This is a genomic window from Streptomyces siamensis (genome assembly GCF_039543605.1).
In the GTDB taxonomy this organism is placed as follows: domain Bacteria; phylum Actinomycetota; class Actinomycetes; order Streptomycetales; family Streptomycetaceae; genus Streptomyces; species Streptomyces siamensis.
Genome location: NZ_BAABKB010000002.1, coordinates 1,056,592 through 1,072,330, shown reverse-complemented (window position 1 = coordinate 1,072,330; position 15,739 = coordinate 1,056,592). Strand labels below are relative to the sequence as shown.

The 15,739-nt window shown below is 73.0% G+C and carries 13 protein-coding genes; 6 read left to right on the top strand and 7 right to left on the bottom strand.

Features of this window, described 5'->3' with window-relative positions:
* Positions 1-121 precede the first annotated feature (121 nt).
* Both ABEB03_RS07505 and ABEB03_RS07500 read right to left on the bottom strand, forming a co-directional pair.
* Positions 122-742, bottom strand: a complete 621-nt coding sequence (locus ABEB03_RS07505; protein WP_345643156.1) for a TetR/AcrR family transcriptional regulator — start codon at positions 740-742, stop codon at positions 122-124.
* Between the two features lie 102 nt (positions 743-844).
* Positions 845-2,437 carry an MFS transporter gene (locus ABEB03_RS07500; protein ID WP_345643154.1) on the bottom strand — a complete coding sequence of 531 codons (1,593 nt, stop codon included), beginning with the start codon at positions 2,435-2,437 and terminating at the stop codon, positions 845-847.
* A 242-nt stretch (positions 2,438-2,679) separates the two neighbouring features.
* Between ABEB03_RS07500 and panB the strand changes: the two genes are divergently transcribed.
* The 3 genes from panB (at position 2,680) to ABEB03_RS07485 (ending at position 5,755) form a co-directional block, all read left to right on the top strand.
* Complete coding sequence (gene panB / locus ABEB03_RS07495) at positions 2,680-3,567, top strand: 3-methyl-2-oxobutanoate hydroxymethyltransferase (protein WP_345643152.1); 888 nt, start codon at positions 2,680-2,682, stop codon at positions 3,565-3,567.
* 278 nt (positions 3,568-3,845) lie between these two features.
* Positions 3,846-4,880: an ATP-binding cassette domain-containing protein gene (locus ABEB03_RS07490; RefSeq protein ID WP_345643149.1), complete on the top strand. Its 1,035-nt coding sequence runs from the start codon at positions 3,846-3,848 to the stop codon at positions 4,878-4,880.
* Positions 4,877-5,755, top strand: coding sequence for an ABC transporter permease (locus ABEB03_RS07485; RefSeq protein ID WP_345643146.1), 879 nt, complete (start codon positions 4,877-4,879; stop codon positions 5,753-5,755). Before ABEB03_RS07490 ends, ABEB03_RS07485 begins: the two co-directional genes overlap by 4 nt.
* Positions 5,756-5,778: 23 nt before the next feature.
* Here ABEB03_RS07485 and ABEB03_RS07480 read toward each other — a convergent pair whose 3' ends face one another.
* Together ABEB03_RS07480 and ABEB03_RS07475 are read right to left on the bottom strand one after the other, a co-directional pair.
* On the bottom strand, positions 5,779-9,540 hold the full coding sequence (locus ABEB03_RS07480; protein ID WP_345643144.1) for an AfsR/SARP family transcriptional regulator: 3,762 nt from the start codon (positions 9,538-9,540) through the stop codon (positions 5,779-5,781).
* 14 nt (positions 9,541-9,554) lie between these two features.
* Positions 9,555-10,088 (bottom strand): DUF6578 domain-containing protein, encoded by a 534-nt coding sequence (locus tag ABEB03_RS07475; RefSeq protein WP_345643142.1) that lies wholly within the window; start codon positions 10,086-10,088, stop codon positions 9,555-9,557.
* A 115-nt stretch (positions 10,089-10,203) separates the two neighbouring features.
* On the opposite strand from ABEB03_RS07475, the gene ABEB03_RS07470 reads away from it, so the two are divergent.
* Positions 10,204-11,004 carry a site-2 protease family protein gene (locus ABEB03_RS07470; protein ID WP_345643140.1) on the top strand — a complete coding sequence of 267 codons (801 nt, stop codon included), beginning with the start codon at positions 10,204-10,206 and terminating at the stop codon, positions 11,002-11,004.
* Here the strand turns inward: ABEB03_RS07470 and ABEB03_RS07465 are convergent.
* The 3 genes from ABEB03_RS07465 to ABEB03_RS07455 form a co-directional block, all read right to left on the bottom strand.
* A complete protein-coding gene (locus ABEB03_RS07465; protein WP_345643137.1) occupies positions 10,994-11,236 on the bottom strand; it encodes a hypothetical protein in 243 nt (80 codons plus the stop codon). The two genes, ABEB03_RS07470 and ABEB03_RS07465, sit on opposite strands and share 11 nt — an antisense overlap.
* Positions 11,237-11,379: 143 nt before the next feature.
* On the bottom strand, positions 11,380-12,084 hold the full coding sequence (npdG, locus tag ABEB03_RS07460) for an NADPH-dependent F420 reductase (RefSeq protein WP_345643134.1): 705 nt from the start codon (positions 12,082-12,084) through the stop codon (positions 11,380-11,382).
* Positions 12,085-12,121: 37 nt separating this feature from the next.
* Positions 12,122-13,138, bottom strand: coding sequence for a sialidase family protein (locus ABEB03_RS07455; RefSeq protein WP_345644156.1), 1,017 nt, complete (start codon positions 13,136-13,138; stop codon positions 12,122-12,124).
* Between the two features lie 447 nt (positions 13,139-13,585).
* Here ABEB03_RS07455 and ABEB03_RS07450 point away from each other — a divergent pair, with 447 nt between their 5' ends.
* Together ABEB03_RS07450 and ABEB03_RS07445 are read left to right on the top strand one after the other, a co-directional pair.
* Positions 13,586-14,188 carry a hypothetical protein gene (locus ABEB03_RS07450; RefSeq protein ID WP_345643132.1) on the top strand — a complete coding sequence of 201 codons (603 nt, stop codon included), beginning with the start codon at positions 13,586-13,588 and terminating at the stop codon, positions 14,186-14,188.
* 233 nt (positions 14,189-14,421) lie between these two features.
* Positions 14,422-15,714, top strand: coding sequence for an MFS transporter (locus ABEB03_RS07445; protein ID WP_345643129.1), 1,293 nt, complete (start codon positions 14,422-14,424; stop codon positions 15,712-15,714).
* The last annotated feature ends 25 nt before the right edge of the window (positions 15,715-15,739 follow it).

Here is a 15,739-nt window from a genome sequence, read left to right as displayed (position 1 = left end):
ACGGGCAAGGGGACGTACAACTTCGCGTCCGGAGTTCCGGATGGGGACGCGGATCGCGTCCTCTGTGACGAAACGCGCACATTCGACCCGTCAGGAACCGGCCCGTCAGAAACGATGCGGACTACGGCCGGTCGGGGCGCAGCCCCTCCAGCAGCGTGTCGACGATCCGCTCCGCGAGGTCCTCGGGGAGTTCCGTATCCGGGCGCATCACGGCCCGCACGAGCATGGGGCCGACGAACAGGTCGTTGAGCAACTCGATGTCGAGGTCCGTGCGCAGTTCGCCGTTGCGCTGGCCGCGGCGCAGCACCTCGTAACCCAGCTGGCGCCGCGGCGCTATGACGGTCGCGTCGTAGGCGGCCCAGAGTTTCGGGCTGCTCTTCATCTGCGCGTGGACGTTGTGCAGGATCGCCGACGAGCGGTTGAGCAGGCCGCGTTGGCGCAGCGACTCGAGCAGCACGATCAGGTCGTCGCGCATCGAGGTGCCGGGAAGGTCGGGATCGGGGGGTTCGGCGGCGCGCAGGACGTCGACGAAGAGCTCCTCCTTGCCGCTCCAACGCCGGTAGATGGTCGCCTTGCCGACGCCCGCCGTACGCGCGATGCGCTCGATGGAGAGCTCGCCGAGCGGCACACCGTCCTCCAGGAGTTTCATGACACCCTCCAGGATGGCGCGCTCCACGGCCTCGCTTCGGGGACGTCCCCGGGTGGGCCCCCCGTGCCTGGGTCGGCTGTGCGCGAGGCTCACGTCGAACTCCGTTCCCTTCGTTGACCTGGTCCCATTCTCCCCGGTGCACGCGATTCGCGGGCACCCGGTGCCAGGATGCCCACGAATCGGTGCGACGGCGCGTCAGTGGTCGGCCGTCACCAGCTCGGCCTCCTCCTCGCCCGCCCGCTCCTCGGCCGAGCGTCCCGGCAGGAACACGGCGACGACGAGCGCGCCGATGATCGCCACGCCCGCGCCGCACAGCGCGGTGACGTGCATGGCGTGCAGGAAGGCGTCGTTGGCGGGGGTGACGAGGGCCTTGCCCTGCGGGCCCAGCCGGTCCGCGACTCCGAGGGTCGCCTCGATGGACTCTCCGGCGGTGTGCCGCAGGCCGGCCGGGACGAGGGAGAGCTTGTCCTCGATGCCGGTGCGGTAGGACGTGGAGAGCACGGAGCCGAGGACGGCGATGCCCAGGGCGCCGCCGACCTGGCGGAAGGTGTTGCTGAGCGCGGACGCCGAACCCGCCTTCTCGCGCGGCAGGGCCTGCATTATCACGACGCTGGTGGGCGTCATGATGTGCGCCATTCCGGTGCCCATGAGGAAGAAGATGACCTCCAGGAGCCAGATGGGGGTGTCCGTGTCCAGGACGGCGAACGCGGCGAGCATCGCGGCGATGATCAGCAGGCCCGCCGTGCAGGTGGCCTTGTTGCCGATGCGGTCGACGACGAGGCGGGCGCGCGGCGCGAAGATGATCTGGGCCGCGGCGAGCGGCAGCATCAGCAGACCGGTCTGCAGCGGCGAGTAGCCGCGCACGCTCTGTGTGTAGAAGACGGAGAAGAAGGTCACGCCCATCAGCGCGAAGAAGACCAGCGCGATGGCCGCGATCGCGGCCGAGAAGACCTTGTTCTGGAAGTACGTGACGTCGATCGACGGGTGGTCGCTGCGCTTCTCGTACACGACGAAGAAGGCGAGGACGGCGAGTCCGGCGGCGATGGTCGCGAGGACGGTGCCGTCGGTGAAGTCGGCGAGCTGGCCGCCCTTGATGATGCCGTAGACCAGCAGGACGAGCCCGATGACGGAGAGGACGACGCCGACCGGGTCGAGGCGGCCCGGGTTCGGGTCACGGGAGTCGGGGACCAGCCAGAACATCAGGACGAGCGCGAGCGCCACGATCGGCACGTTGATCAGGAAGACCGAGCCCCACCAGAAGTGGTCCAGCAGGACACCGCCGGTGATCGGGCCGATCGCGATGGCGAGACCGACGCCGCCGGCCCAGATGCCGATGGCCTTGGGCTGCTCGTCGCGCTCGAAGACGTTCATCAGGACGGCGAGGGTGGCGGGCATCACGAAGGCGGCCCCGAGACCCATCACCGCGCGGAACACGATGAGCTGGACCGGCGAGCCGGACTCCGCGGCGAGCGCGGATCCGATGCCGAACACGGCGAGACCGGCGAGCAGCATCTTCTTGCGGCCGAGCCGGTCGCCGAGGAGACCGGCGGTGAACAGAAGTCCGGCGAAGACGAGCGTGTAGGCGTTGATGGCCCACTCCAGCTCGCTCTGCGTGGCGCCGAGTCCGGTGGGCGCCGGTGTCGAGATCGTCTTGATCGCGACGTTGAGGATGGAGTTGTCGAGCACCACGATCAGCAGGCTGAGCATGAGCACGCCGAGGATCGCCCAGCGGCGCCGGTGCACCGCCTCGGGCACACGTCGTTCGGCAGGAGGAGCGGAGGTCGTCATGGCGACCACCCTAGGCGACTTCCGATACGGCACCGTCTCGTATCGGAAATGCTTTACGGAGACCTTACGAAGGGACCTAGGTCGCGGGACGGAGGCGGGGGCCGTGGCGCGCGGAGACCGCCCGCTTGGACGAGACGTACATCGCCCGGCCCGGTCTAGCCGCGCGTGGCACGAAGTGCCACCATGGAGGCGGTCCGGGGACGCCGTCAGGGCGCCTCGAGATGACAGAAGGAGCCGTTGCGATGACGCAGCTTTCGGCTGCCCAGGAGCAGTCTGCGGAGGGCGCCCTCAAGCGCACCGACAGCAGCAAGGCGCTCTACGGAGGCAAGAGCACCCGCCGTATCACGGTGCGCGACATCACCGCCGCCAAGGAGCGCGGCGAGAAGTGGCCCATGCTCACCGCCTACGACGCGATGACCGCGTCGGTCTTCGACGAGGCCGGCATCCCGGTGATGCTCGTCGGCGACTCGGCGGGCAACTGCCACCTGGGGTACGAGACGACCGTGCCCGTCACGATGGACGAGATGACGATGCTGTCCGCCGCGGTGGTCCGGGGCACCTCGCGCGCCCTGATCGTCGGCGATCTGCCCTTCGGCTCCTACCAGGAGGGCCCCGTGCAGGCCCTGCGCTCGGCGACCCGCCTCGTCAAGGAGGCCGGGGTCGGCGCGGTGAAGCTGGAGGGCGGCGAGCGCTCGCACCGCCAGATCGAGCTGCTCGTGGAGTCCGGCATCCCGGTCATGGCGCACATCGGCCTGACCCCGCAGTCCGTGAACGCGATGGGCTACCGCGTACAGGGCCGCGGCGACGAGGCCGCGCACCAGCTGCTGCGGGACGCCAAGGCGGTGCAGGACGCCGGCGCGTTCGCCGTCGTCCTGGAGCTGGTCCCGGCGGAACTGGCCGCCGAGGTCACGCGCACGCTGCACATCCCGACCGTCGGCATCGGCGCCGGTCCGGAGACCGACGCGCAGGTCCTCGTCTGGACCGACATGCTCGGTCTGACCGGCGGCCGGGTGCCGAAGTTCGTCAAGAAGTACGCCGACCTGCGCCAGGTCATGGGCGACGCGGCGAAGGCGTTCGCCGACGACGTGGTCGGCGGGACGTTCCCGCTGGAGGAGCACTCCGTCCACTAGGACCCAGAGCCACTGCGGCACCGAGGCGACCCGTCGATCTTCCCCCGTCGACGGGTCGCCGCCTTTTCGCACGTGCGCCGCGCCGAGGAACCGTCGCCGACCGGACGGCGACGCGCTTGACGGCGGTGCCTAGCGGACACGTGAACCATCTCCTTCGCCGCCTGACCCGGCGGGAGGTTGTGCGCTGTCGGCGGTCTGTCGGTGTGCGGCGGACGGCGCCGACGGGCTGTCGGTGGACTGTCGGCCGGTTGTCGGTGGCGGCTGACACCTTGGTCGGCATGACGCGAATCGACAAGAACCCCCGAGAGGGCGCCGGCGCCGGAAGCGCCGTCACCGTACGGGGGCTGGTCAAGCACTACGGCGAGACCAAGGCGCTGGACGGTGTGGACCTGGACGTGCACGAGGGCACCGTCCTCGGGGTACTGGGTCCCAACGGCGCCGGCAAGACCACCCTCGTCCGCTGCCTGTCCACCCTCATCACCCCCGACTCCGGGCACGCCACCGTCGCCGGTTACGACGTGCTGCGCCAGCCCCGCCAGCTGCGCCGCGTGATAGGCCTCACCGGCCAGTACGCCTCGGTCGACGAGAAGCTCCCGGGCTGGGAGAACCTCTACATGATCGGCCGGCTGCTCGACCTGCCCCGCAAGACCGCCCGCCGCCGCGCCGACGAGCTCCTGGAGCGCTTCTCGCTCACCGAGGCGGCCCGGCGCCCGGCCTCCACGTACTCCGGCGGAATGCGCCGCCGACTCGACCTCGCCGCCTCCATGATCGGCAACCCGGCCGTCCTGTACCTGGACGAGCCGACCACGGGCCTCGACCCGCGCACCCGCAACGAGGTGTGGCACGAGGTCAAGCGCATGGTCGCCGACGGCGCCACCGTGCTGCTCACCACCCAGTACATGGAGGAGGCCGAACAGCTGGCCTCCGAGCTGACGGTCATCGACCGCGGCAAGGTCATCGCGAACGGCCGGATCGACGAGCTGAAGGCCCGTGTCGGCGGCCGCACACTGCGCGTCCGCCCGGTGGACCCGCTCGAACTGCGCCCGCTGGCCTCGATGTTCGACGAGCTGGGCCTCACCGGCCTGGCCACGACGACCGTGGACGCCGAGACCGGCAGCGTGCTCGTGCCGGTCCTCAGCGACGAGCAGCTCACCGCCGTGGTCGGCGCGGTCACCGCGCGCGGCATCACCATCGGCTCCATCTCCACCGAACTGCCCAGCCTGGACGAGGTGTTCCTGTCCCTCACCGGCCACAAGGCCTCCGCCCCGCAGGACGAGGTCCCCGCCCCCGCTCCCGAGGAGGTCGCCGTATGAGCGCCAGCCCGTCGCCCACCACCACACTCGACAGGGACGGCTCCGTCGACGACCTGCCCTCCGTCGCCGCGGCGCCCGGCGCCGCACAGGGGGACTCCCGTATCTCCCCTCGCGCGCACGCCCGTCACATCGGCGCCCTGGTCCGCCGCAACCTGCTGTGGATCCGCCAGGACCCGGAGTCGATGTTCGACGCCGTCCTGATGCCGGTCGTCTTCACCCTGCTGTTCGTGTACGTCTTCGGCGGTTCCATCGGCCAGTCGCTCGGCGGCGGACAGCAGGAGTACGTGCAGTACGTGGTGCCCGGCCTGATGGCCATGATGGGCATGAACATCGCCACGGCCGTCGGCACCGGCTTCAACCAGGACTTCCAGAGCGGTGTCATGGACCGCTTCCGCACGCTGCCGATCGGCCAGGGTTCGGTGCTCTTCGCCAAGATCGTGGTGGAGCTGATGAGGATGCTCGTCGCGACGACGATCCTCATGGTCGTCGGCGTGCTGGTCGGCTTCGACATCGAGAACTGGCCGGGTCTGTTCGCGGCCGTGGGACTCGCCACCCTCTTCGGCTCGGCCCTGATGTGGATCTTCCTGGTCCTCGGTGTGACGATGAAGAGCGCCCAGTCCGTGCAGGCGATGGGCTTCCTGGTCCTGATGCCCCTCCAGTTCGGTTCGTCGATCTTCTCGCCGACCGGGACCATGCCCGGCTGGCTCCAGAACTTCACCGACTACAACCCGCTGTCCTCGCTCGCGGACGCCGCGCGCGGCCTGATGGTGGGCGGCCCGGTCACGCACGACCTGTGGGTGACCCTCGGCTGGACGGCGGGGCTGACGCTGGTCATGGCGCCGATCGCGATCCACAAGTTCCGCACCAAGAACTGACCTTGCGGACCCACCGGTTCGCCTCAGACGAGGGCGGCGGCCTCCTGCGCGGAGAGCCCGCCGCCCTCGGCGTACGCGGCCTCGTACGCCGCGTCGTCGAGCACGGTGCGCACGCCGGCCTCGGCCTGCGCGCGCACCTGGTCCTCCATCGGGCCGGTGAAGTGGCCCGGCGGCAGCAGGTGGTCGGCGGCACCGAGGAGCCGGGCCGCGTCGCGGACACGGCTGCCGCCGTCCAGACCGGTCAGGGCGATGGCGGCGGTGGTCAGCTGCGCCGAGGTCATGTGCGGCGCGATCATCTGCGTCAGGGGGTCCATGGACCGGGACAGCGCCCTGCGGACCTTGGCCAGGGCGGTCTCGTACTGCCCTTCGACCGCGTCCAGCCAGCCCTCCACGCCGAGCACGAAACCCTCGAAGACCACGAAGGTGGCGGCGGCGAAGTCCTCGCGCAGCCGCCGCATCTGCTCACGCGCCTCGGCGATCCGGCCGGTCCGGCCCAGCCACATGGCGAGGAAGAGCCGGGCCGCCGGCATCGCCTCGTTGAGGGCGCCGTGGCCCTCGGTGAGGGCGTCGCGCAGCATCCGCTCGCCCCGCTCGTGCTCCCCCAGCTCGACGTACACACCGCCGAGCCGGACGCTGAGCACCGCCATCTGGGCGTGCGCGCCCAGCCGTTCGGCGTACCCGCTCGCCTCCGTGTAGTCCGCGGCGGCGGCCGCGTAGTCGCCCTTGCGTTCGTGCGCCTCGCCGCGCGCGGACAACGCCTCGGCGGCACCCCAGGCGTCACCGATCGCGGCGAAGATCTCCAGTGCCTCGTCCGCGTCGCGGGTGGCGTCGCCCGCCAGGTCGGCCCGGTTGGCGAGGACGTTGGCCCGCATCTGGAGGGCGACCGCGAGCTCCCACTCGAAGCCGAGCTCGCGGCAGGTGGCGACCGTCACCTCGACGACCTCGCGCATCCGGTCGAGGTCGCCGGTCAGCAGGACGGCGTAGAACCACAGGTTGCCGGGGCTGCGGCAGGTCTGCGGGAGGCCCGGACGGTAGGTCTCGCTGATGACGTGCAGTTTCGTCTGGGCCTCAGGGGTCTGCCAGGCCTCCATGTCCATGTCCATGCAGGCGAGATGGACGAGATGCACTCCACGCCGGGCCTCGGTGAGGACATCCGGGCGCATCGGCGGCGGGTCGTCGATGCAGCGCTCGTGCAGCGGCTCGGCGGGGCGCGGCGGCGGCGCGAACGGGTCCGGGCCGAGGGCCATGACCTCGCGGGACCAGGTGCGGGCCTCGATGCGCTGGTCGCGGATCTGCCAGTACCAGCTCAGCGACAGGACGAGGCAGATCGCCTCCTGTTCGTCGCGCTCGGCGACGGCGTGCCGCAGGGCGGAGCGGAGGTTCTCGTACTCGCGTTCCAGGGTCGCGATCGCCGTCGCCTGGCGGGGGCCGCGCAGCTCCGGGTCGGTGGTACGGGCGAGTTCGCGGTAGTGGGTGAGGTGGGCGCGTTCGGCGACGGCGCGGTCGCCGCACTCGTCGAGCCGCTCGCCCGCGTACTCGGCGACCGTCTCCAGGAGCCGGTAGCGCATCTCCCCGTCGGCGCCCTCCCCCTCCGCGGTGGGCGCCGCGACGACGAGGGACTTGTCGACGAGCGAGCCGAGCGCCTCCAGCGCGGCGGGGCCGCAGACGGCCTCCGCGGCGGCGAGGTCGCAGCCGCCCGAGAACACCGACAGCCGCCGCAGCACGTCCCGTTCGTCCGCGTCGAGGAGGTCCCAGGACCAGTCGACGACGGCCCGCAGCGTCTGCTGGCGCGGCAGCACGGTGCGGCTGCCGGAGGTGAGCAGCCGGAACCGGTCGTCCAGCCGGTCGGCGATCTGCCGCGGGGTGAGCATCCGCAGCCGGGCGGCGGCGAGTTCGATCGCGAGCGGCAGACCGTCGAGGCGACGGCAGATCTCGGCGGCGGCCTCGGCGTCGTCCTCGACACGGAAGCCGGGGCGGGCGGCGGCCCCGCGGTCGGCCAGCAGCCGCAGCGCGACGGGCTCCGGCAGCGGTTCCACGGGGCGCAGCAACTCCCCCGGTACGCCGAGGGGTTCACGGCTGGTCGCCAGCACCGTCAGTCCGGGGCAGCGTTCTAGGAGTTCCTCGACGAGGTGCGCGGCGGCGTCCACGACGTGCTCGCAGTTGTCGAGGACGAGCAGCATGCGGCGCTTGGCGCAGTGCTCGGCGAGCCGGGTGAGCGGGTCGTCGTGCCGGTCGGCCACGGCGCGCATCTCCTCGGCGCCGGCACCGCGCAGCACGGTCTCGCGGGCGCCGACCGCGGTGAGCACGGCCTCGGGCACCGCCTCCGGGTCGTCGACCGGCGCGAGCTCGGCCAGCCACACCCCGTCGCGGGCCGCGTACGCCACGGACTCCGCCGCCTCCTGGGACAGCCGGGTCTTCCCGGCCCCGCCGGGACCGAGCAGCGTCACGAGCCGGGCCGCCGCCAGGTCTCCGCGGATGGCGTCGATGTCCGCCTCCCGCCCCACGAAGGAGGTGAGCCGGGCCCGCAGGTTGCCGGTGGCCGGGTGTGCGGGCCGGGAGAGGACGGTGGAGCCGGGGGTGCGGGCGGTCTCGCCGTCGGCGGGAGTTGCGGGACCGGCACCGCCGGACGCGCTGCCGGGGGCGAGGGCCACGCCATCGGGTATCGGGAGCACGCCCTGCGGCGCGCCGTCGTAGGACTCGGCGGGGGTGTCCGTCGCGGGCGGGGCCGTGCCCGCGGCGGCGGTCCGGTCGCCGTGCCGTACGGCCCCGGCGTCCGTGCCGTGGTGACCGGCGGCCCGGCCCACGTACCGGGACGCGGCACCGTACGGCCCGTCGGCGCCGTGCGACCCGTCGGCGCCGTGCGCGGGCCGGGCCGCGGTCCCGTCCATGTGCCGGGCCGGCGCGCCGTCGGTGCTCGCGGCAGCGGCCGGGTGCCCGGCCGCCGTCCCGTACCGGGTGCCGCCACCGTCCGGGCGCCGGGGTGCGGGCGGCGGGGTGCCGGGGCGCTCGTTCCCGCCGAGGGGCGGGTACGCGCCGTCGTGGGACGGGGCGGGCCGCGGTGCGTCGAGGAGTTCCCGGTGCAGGGCGCGCAGTTCCGGACCGGGGTCCGAGCCCAGGCGCTCGGCGAGGAGCCGGCGTACGGACTCGTAGGCGGCGAGGGCCTCCGCGGGACGGCCCGCGGCGCGCAGGGCGCGCAGCCGCAGGGCGTGCAGGGGTTCGTCGAGGGGGTGGCCGTCGCACAGCGCGGTCAGCTCGGGCAGGACCTGCTCGGCGTGGCCGAGGGCGAGCGCCGCGCCGATCCGGGCGCGCCGCACGTCGAGCCGGCGCGTCTCCCAGCGGGCCGCCTCCGCGGCGCGGTCCGGGAGGTCGGCGAGCGCGGGCCCCTGCCACAGGGCGAGGGCGTCGTCCAGGGCCGTCGCGGCCTTCGCGGGATCGCCGTCGGCGAGCGCGCGGGTGCCCTCCCCCGCGAGCCGCTCGAACCGGTACAGGTCCACGTCGTCGGCCACCGCCGCGAGCCGGTACCCGCCGTCCGCCGACTCCACCGCGTCCGGTCCCAGCGCCCGGCGCAGCCGCCCGACCAGCGCCTGCAGCGCGCCGGGCGCGTCCGCGGGCAGATCGCCGTCCCACACCTCGTCGACCAGGACGGCCGGGGTCACGGTCCGGCCGGGCTGCAGCGCGAGCACGGTCAGCAGGGCACGCAGCCGCGCCCCGCCGACCGGGACGGGCGTGCCGTCGGGGCGGAGTGCCTGCGTGGTGCCGAGGATGCGGTAGCGCACGGGGTCCATTGTCTCCGGTGGTCTCAGGTAGGAAGGTCCGGCACCTCGAGTTCGGCCAGGACACCGCAGCGGCCCTCGCCGAACCACTTCGGGCTGCTGTCGGCGGTCTCCAGCGAGCGCGACTGCGGCACCGGCTCCAGGGTGCGCGAGCCGGGGTCCGTCGCGGCGAACTCCTGACGCACCACACGGATCGCCCGGACCGTGCCGGCGGTCTCGGGCCACAGCCCGCCGTGGCGCTCGACGGTGAGCATGCCGACCGCCCTGATCCACTGCCCGGGCTCGTCCGGGGGTTCGCCGCTCAGCGCGGCCGTGAGCCCGTCGTCGCCACGCAGCGTGGCGACCACGCCCCCGTCCCCGTCCTCGCCGCCGTCCCCGTCATGGTCCCGTACGGTCTCGACGGGCCCCGACAGCTTGCTCAGCTCCTCGTACCAGCCGCCGCCCAGCACCTCGTCGGAGGACAGGAGCAGCAGCGGCCAGCTCACCTCGTCGCCCACCGAGAAGGGTGTGCCGCAGCACTCCATCTGCCAGTCCGCGTAGAACACCCACCATCGCGCCATGCCCCCACCCTCCCCGGAACCAATGCCCTGTCGCGAGACGTTTTCCGCCTGAGCCCGGTACGGTCGGGCAGTCCCGAAGCACATGCGTACCCGTCCCGACAGTCCAGGGAGCCCCATGACCGCCGTCGCGTCCCGCCGCAGTGAGCGGAGGATCAGCCCCGTCTTCCTCGGCATCGTGGCCGTCATGGCGGTGACCGGGTGGGCGGCCTGGACCGGCTTCGCCGAGGAGCCCGGCGTGGCCGTGTTCCTCTTCGTCACGTCCGGCTGGATCGTCTCCCTGTGCCTGCACGAGTACGCGCACGCGCGCACCGCCCTGCACAGCGGCGACATCTCGATCGGCGCCAAGGGCTATCTGACGCTGAACCCGCTGAAGTACACGCACGCGCTGCTGAGCATCGTGCTGCCGGTGATCTTCGTGATCATGGGCGGGATCGGTCTGCCGGGTGGCGCGGTCTTCATCGAGCGCAGCCGCATCCGGGGCCGCTGGAAGCACAGCCTGATCTCCGCCGCGGGCCCCCTGACGAACGTCCTGTTCGCGCTGGTGTGCACCGCGCCGTTCTGGCTGCACGCCCTGGACGGCGTGCCCCCGGCCTTCCAGTACGCGCTGGCGTTCCTGGCGCTGCTCCAGGTCACGGCCGCGATCCTGAACTTCCTGCCGGTGCCGGGCCTGGACGGGTACGGCGTGATCGAGCCCTGGCTGTCGTACGGCGTCCGCCGGCAGGTCGAGCCGTTCGCGCCGTTCGGTCTGCTCGCGGTCTTCGCGGTGCTGTGGATCCCGTCGGTGAACCAGGTCTTCTTCGACGCGATCTACTCGATCCTCGGCGGCCTGGGCATCGACGACGTGCAGCGCTACTGCGGCCAGAACCTCTACCGCTTCTGGGAAGGCGTCGACCAGTACTGCACGGTCAGCCGGTGACGGAACCGCTGCCCGCCCGGCCGGCCCGGGCGCGCCGCAGGTAGTACCAGGCCATGTTGGACGTGAGACCCGCCAGCAGCACCCACACGATCCCGAGCCAGCTGCCCTGGACGAAGGAGACCACGGCCGCGGCGACGGAGAGGACACAGACGGCGAGGGCGTACAGCGCGAGGCGGGGCATGGGGGTCGGCTCCTGTCGGGGGGACACTGCTTGCCCACCAGTGTCCCCCACGTGACATCCACGGCCGTCACCCGCCGGCCCGCGTGGGCCCCGGGGGCCGGGACGGCCGTCGTCCCGGTCACCGCGACGGTGCCCGACGGCCCAGGGGTGCCGTTCGCATCAGGCCGGGTCCGGCCCGATCCGGACAAGACTCCCTAGACGTCCGTGACCCGCAGGCCCGCGTGGGCCTTGTAGCGCCGGTTCACGGAGATGAGGTTGGCGACCAGGGCCTCGACCTGGTGGGCGTTGCGCAGCCGGCCGGCGAAGACTCCGCGCATGCCGGGGATGCGGCCGGCGAGCGCCTGCACGATCTCGACGTCCGCCCGCTCCTCGCCGAGGACCATGACGTCGGTGTCGATCACGTCGATCTCCGGGTCCTCCAGGAGGACGGCGGACAGGTGGTGGAAGGCGGCCGTGACCCGGGAGTCCGGCAGCAGGGCGGCGGCCTGCTCGGCGGCGCTGCCCTCCTCGGGCTTGAGCGCGTAGGCGCCCTTCTTGTCGAAGCCGAGCGGGTTGACGCAGTCGACGACCAGCTTGCCGGCGAGCTCCCCGCGCAGCGATTCGAGGGTCTTGCCGTGACCCTCCCAGGGCACGGCGACGATCACGATGTCGCTGCGTCGCGCGGTCTCGGCGTTGTCGGCGCCCTCGATGCCGTGGCCGATCTCGTCGGCGGCGGCCCTCGCGCGCTCCTCGGCACGCGAGCCGATGATCACCTTCTGGCCGGCGCGGGCGAGCCGGTAGGCGAGGCCCTTGCCCTGCGGCCCGGTGCCGCCGAGCACGCCGACGACGAGCCCGGACACGTCGGGAAGGTCCCAGGGATCCTTGGCGGGAGCCTTCTGTGCACTGTCAGTAGAGGTCATGGGCCGACTTTACGTGCGCGGTCCGCGACCGTGCGGGTCAGGTGAGGGCGGTCACGGGGATGCGCCGGAAGACGATCGTCTCGTACGCGCCGAAGTCGCCTGTCTCGTAGAGGAGTCCGACGGTCGCGGCGTCGACGCGGACGAGGTCGGAGTAGGCGGCGGGCAGTCCGTCGACCGTGTGGGCGGTCCGCCAGGTGGTGCCGCCGTCGGTGGAGACGCGGACGGTCATCAGGGCGCGGAAGTCGGGGTCGGCGGGCCCCGAGTACAGCAGCAGGTCCGGGTCGCGGAGCTGGAGGACGCTGCCCTGGACGACGGCCGTGACGATCCCGGCCTGCGGGCGGAACGGCTTCTCCAGGGTCCTGCCGCCGTCGCGGGAGTGCGCGTCGGCGCGGTTGCCGGGCGACGGGGAGTCGTTGCGGGTGTTGAAGTAGACGCGTCCGTCGGGGAGTTCGGCCGCCGTCGTCTCGTTGACGTTGATGTAGCCGTTGGTGTTCTCGTCGATGTAGCCGAGGTACCAGGTCTCACCGCGGTCGTCGCTGAGGAGGCAGTGACCGCTGTTGTACTTCGCCTCGGTGCCGTTGTCGGTACCGGTGGGCGCAACGGTGTGGTTGCCGGGTACGACGACGCGGCCGCCGGTCAGCTGGATCGCGTGCCCGGGCGTGGTGGCGTACCAGCGCCAGCCCGCCTTCTTGACCTGCGCGGTGATCTCCTTCGGCGCCGACCAGGCGAGCCCGTCGTCGTCGCTGTGCTGCACCCACACACGCCGCCCGTCGGCCGGCTTCACCTTGCCCCGCAGCAGGGCGTCCTCGCTCGCGGCGGCCGCGCTGCGGACGTGCACGAGCAGGACGCGGCCGGTGTCGAGGACGACGGGAGCCGGGTTGCCCGCGAGGTTGCCGCCGTTCTTGGCGACGGCGCGCAGCGGGCCCCAGGTGCGGCCGCCGTCCGTGGACCGCTTCAGCACGATGTCGATGTGGCCGTGGTCGTGCGCGGAGGCGACCCGCCCCTCGCAGAAGGCGAGGAGGGTGCCGGCACGGGTGACGACGACCGCGGGGATCCGGAAGCTGGCGTAACCCTCGCGGCCGCCGCGGAAGGGGGTGGTCGGCGCGGAGTCGGTACGGGGGGTGGGGTCGGTGCCGACGTCGGTACCCGCGTCGGTGCCGGGGTCGGTCGTCCCGGTGGTCGGCCCGCTGTCGGGTTCGGGCGTCCCGGTGGTCGGCCCGCTGTCGGCACCGACCCCGGGGGTGGTGCCGGGGTCGGTGCCGGCTTCCGTCGTTCCCGTGCCGGGCTGTGCCGGCCCGGTGCCGGGTTCCGTGCCGGGTTCGGTGGTGTCGGTGCCCGGACCCGTCGTGGCGGGTGCGGCGGGTGTCCCGGCGGTCGGCTCGGTCATGACGGGCTCCTCGCGGTTCCTGGGGGCGGCCGGTGATCGGGGCCTGTGCCCAACTCGGGCGAATTCGCGGTGAACTCCGGGTCACGAGTGGCCGTTTGAGGCAGGATCGTCCGCATGGATGCCGTACGGGTCGCGTTGCTGCGCGAGGTGCTCGCCGGGACCGAGTGGCTGGGCGCCACGCGGCGGTTCGGCGGGGCGCTGCGAGGGTCCGTGGTGTCGCACGGGGGCGGGCTGCTGCTGGTCGGCACCGAGGAGTACGAGCCCTGGCACCTCGCCGCGCACCTGGTGGACGAGGCGGCGTGGTCGGGGACGCCGGAGCTGTCGCCGACCCTGGTGCGACACGGGGCGCGCGCGTCCGATCCGGCCCACCTCGCCGTGGGACTGGGCCGCGTCGAGGCGGCGCGGCGCGGGGAGACGCTGCTCGTGGTGGCGCCGGGCCCGACCGGGGCACCGCTGCTGGAACGGCTGCACGGCGCGCGCAGGGCCGGGGCGACGGTGCTGGCCCTGTCCGCGGACGATCCGGAGCTGCCCGCGCTGGCCCATGAGTCGCTCGCCGTGCCGGCGGACCCCGAGCTGGACCTCGACACCGTGCAGCACCTGGTCAGCGCGGCGGCCGGGGAGAACGCGCTGCCCTCCCCGCGCAGGCCCCGGCGCTTCCGCGACCGCCTTTCCCGCCTCGCGGACCAGCTGACGGCGCCGCCGTCGTACCGGTGGTAGCACGGGGCCGCTCTGCGGTTCGGCGGCCTCGCCGACGCAAGGGCGGCCTCCCCGTGGCTGCCGGACGGTGACGGACGGGAACGCTGCCCCATTGTGGCGCCGGGGAACGCCGTCGCACGGTGACGGACGGGAACGCTGTCGCGCGGGGGCGTGGTGCGGGGGCGCTGTGCGCCGCCGCGGTGGCGGCGAAAATTGGTTGCTCCGCTCCGCGCGTCCGCCGAGCATGGCCCGTTGTGGCCCCTTCCTCCCGACTCCGCTCCCTGCTGCCCGATCTCGCGCCGTGGCGGACCTCCGCCGACTTCCGGCGGCTGTGGGTTGCGGGGTTGATCACCAACTTCGGCAGCTTCCTGACCTTCGTCGCGCTGCCGGTGCAGATGAAGGACCTGACCGGGTCGGCCGTGGCGGTGGGCGCGCTCGGAGCCGTCGAGCTCGTGCCCCTGGTGGTGTTCGGCCTGTACGGCGGCGCCCTCGCCGACGCGCTGGACAAACGGAAACTGATCCTCCGTACCGAGGCCGGGCAGGGCCTGCTGTGCGTCGCGCTCCTGGTGAACGCGTCGCTGCCGCACCCCGCGGTGTGGCCGCTGTACGTCGTCGCCGCGCTGTCCTCCGCTCTCGTCGCCGTCCAGCGGCCCGCGCTCGACTCGCTCCTGCCGCGGATCGTGGCCCACGAGCATCTGCCGGCCGCCGCCGCCCTCAATTCGCTGCGCTGGACCGTGGGCGGGGTGGCGGGCCCCGCGCTCGCCGGCGTCGTCGTCGCCTACGCCGGGCTGGGCTGGGCGTACGCCGTGGACCTGGCGACCTTCGCCGTGTCGGTCGCGCTGGCCGTGGGACTGGCCGCGTCGCCCGCCTCGCGCGAGGCGGCAAGGCCGTCCCTGCGGTCGGTCGCGGAGGGCGCGCGGTACGCCTGGAGCCGCAAGGAACTGCTCGGCACGTACGCGCTCGACCTCGCGGCGATGTTCCTCGCGATGCCGCTGGCGCTGCTGCCGTTCCTCGCGGACGAGTTGGACGCGGAGTGGTCGCTGGGGCTGATGTACGCCGCGGTTCCCGCCGGGTCGCTGCTGGTGAGCCTCACCAGCGGGTGGACCTCCCGCGTCCACCGGCACGGGCGGATGGTCGCCCTCGCCGCGGCGTGCTGGGGTCTCGCCATGGCGGCGGCGGGGGTCGTGCACAACGTGTGGCTGGTGCTGCTCTTCCTGACGCTCGGCGGCTGCTGCGACATGGTCAGCGGGATCTTCCGTGGCGCCATCTGGAACCAGACGATCCCGGACGAGCTGCGCGGGCGGCTCGCCGGGATCGAGCTGTTGTCGTACTCCGCCGGGCCCCAGCTCGGGCAGGTCCGCGCCGGTGGCATGGCCGCGTGGGCCGGCGTGCGGACGTCGATCTGGGCCGGTGGGCTGCTCTGTGTGGGGGCGGTGGTGGTGCTGGCCGCGTTCCTTCCGAAGCTGATGACGTACGACGTCCGGACGAATGAGCATGCTGTGCGGATGCGGGCGGTGCGGGGGGTCGAAGCGGGGGCTTCGCTCTGAGCTCCGGGGCGGCTGCCGGGCCCGC